Raw genomic sequence first — 2694 nt, forward strand, 5'->3', positions numbered from 1 at the left:
CATTACCAGAGGCGTTGTAGACTGTTTGCGTATCTGGTTTACCAGATCCTATATGCAATGTGTGATAATGATCTTCTGTTGGTCCATTAAAGATAATAGAGCTGTTATCGAGATTAAGCGTAGAAATATCGGAACGAGATCTTTGAGCAATATCAAGCAGATTGCCATCAGCATCTTTTTCTTTTGTACTGGTCTTTAGTGTCCATGTTGTCTTGTTTTTTAGATCAAAATGTACATTTCTGTCTTTAGCAATATTCGCTCTGCCCTCTAAAGTTGAATGATCAGCGCTTAAGGTGAAGGTGCCATTGGATATCTCATTAATATTTTTCTCCTCCCAAAAGCTTTCTTTTTTTGTAAAGAGGCCGTCCCTTAATAACACGTCGGCATGGATTTCTGAATTTGTGAGATTAACTGTACCAATTGACAGATCAGCACTATTTTTAATGTTAGCGTTAGTGAAAGCTCTAATGAAAATTCCTGTGCCATTTTCAGCATGAAGCTCTGCATTGGTCAGATTGATTTCATTGCTATGATGTTTTTGTGGATCATTTAGCTCATCTTGTTTGGTAGTAGGGTGAGTTACGAATTGCAAACCAGAAACTTCTGCTGTTGCAGAAACATTTGTCAAATCAATATGCCCACCGTTGATTGCAAATAACGCCGTTTCGTTCGCTGCTACGGATCCTCCCGTCATGTTGACTGCACCACCATCGATTGCTGCAAGCCCAGTTTCACTATTACTAATCGTTGTTTTTTCAAGAAAAATTACACTGTTTGCGCCATTAGAAAATACACCAGATGACTTATCGCTATCATTTGTTTTTAGGGTCACATCTGCAACAGTAATATGTCCACCATTTTCAGCAACCAATGCATTACCTTTCCCCGTGACGGTTCCTTCCGTCATGCTGATGGTGGAGTTTGAACCTTCCGCATAGAGTCCAACGTTATCAGATGTAATGTTTGCATTGTTGGTTAAAGTGATGGCACTGCCGCTTTTAGCAGATATTGTTGTATTTTGTGCATGAAATGATCCTCCCGAGATTGTTATTGTCGAATCATTCTCTGCTAATACACCTTTTTCAAATACACCGGTGGCTGCTTGAGCCACTGTTACATCTTTTAAAGTGACGGTACTTTTATTTGCGTTTATTCCATAGTACAGTGTCCCATCCTTTTGAACACCCGATATTGTCACATTTTCTAGTTTGTTTTCACTACTGTTACTGTTTGAGAATATAGCACCAGTTGAAGAAGTTGTAATGGTTCCCCCAGTCATCTTGATTGCGCCACCGTTTTGTGCTTGAAGCCCAAAGAAAGCATCATTAATCGTTGTCTTTCCAAGTAATTCAATCATGCTACCAAGGCCACTAGAAACTGCACCAGTTCCATAACCATCTTTTGTTTTTAGGGTGACATCTGTAACAGTAATATGGCCACCGGATGTTGTCTTTACTGCTTGCTCTTTCGCTGTGATGCTCCCCCCTGTCATTTCGATGATGGACTTTGAATCTGCCGCATGGAGTCCAGCAGCATTATTAGATGTAATGTTTGCATCGCCAGTTAAAGCGATGGTGCTGCCGTTTTGAGCAAATATTGCTGTTCTTTCTGCATCAAATGATCCTCCTAAAACGTTTATTATGGAATCATATGCCTCTATGGCAGTTTGTGCTTGCGTCACTGTTACATTATTTAAAGAGATATAACTTGCATCTGCTTTTATTCCAAAGAACAGTGGCACATCCTCTTTAATACTCGATATGGTCACATTTTCTAGTTTGTTTTCATATTTATAACTGTGACTGTTTAAGAATGTAGCACCAGCTGCAGAAGCTGTAATGGTTCCTCCAATCATCTTGATTGTGGCCTCATCTATTACTTGAATCCCGATGAAAGCATTATTAATCGTTGTCTTTCCAAGTAATTCAATTATGCTAAGGTCTTCACAAGCTACACCAATTCCATAAACATCTTTTGTTTTTAGGGTGACATCTGTAGCAATAATATGGCCACCGTATGTTGTCTTTACTGCTTGCTCTTTCGCTGTGATGCTCCCTCCTGTCATTTCGATGATGGCCTTTGAACCTGCCGCATAGAGTCCAACATCATTAGATGTAATGTTTGCATCGCCAGTTAAAGTGATGTTGCTGCCGTTTTGAGCAAATATTGCGGTTTTTTCTGCATCAAATGATCCTCCTAAAACTTTTACTGTGGAATCATATGCATCTATGGCAGTTTGTGCTTGTTTAACTGTTACATTTTCTAAAGTGATAAAACTTTTCTTGTTTATTTTTATTCCAAGGAGTGATGATGCTTCATTTTTATTATCTGATATTACTACATTTTGCAGTATATTTCTATTATCCTTACTACCATCGATATAAACGCCAGTTTGAGAAGCTGTAATGTTTCCCCCGGTCAGGTTGATGTTAGCGCCGTCTTTTACAGAAATACCAAAACGAACATCAGAATCAGTGCCTTGAATATTTAAGCTATTTAATTCAAGCGCACTGTTAGCACCTTCAACTGTTACAACATATTTATCGCTACCTGTGTCTGTATTTGTGTTTTTATTTCCAGTTACGGTTACAGTACTACCGGTGATTTTTCCTTTGTTTTTTACATAAATAGTCTCGTACGTTTTTCCGGATATATCTTTTTCTTCGTTGGCAACGTCAAGAGTTTCAGCATGTG

General features: G+C 38.7%; 1 pseudogene. It reads right to left on the reverse strand.

Features of this window, described 5'->3' with window-relative positions:
• Window positions 1–2694 (reverse strand): annotated as a pseudogene (locus ACFINL_RS09490) (autotransporter outer membrane beta-barrel domain-containing protein); the annotation flags it as partial.

The sequence above is a fragment of the Bartonella sp. AA78NXGY genome, assembly GCF_042197005.1.
Classification (GTDB): domain Bacteria; phylum Pseudomonadota; class Alphaproteobacteria; order Rhizobiales; family Rhizobiaceae; genus Bartonella.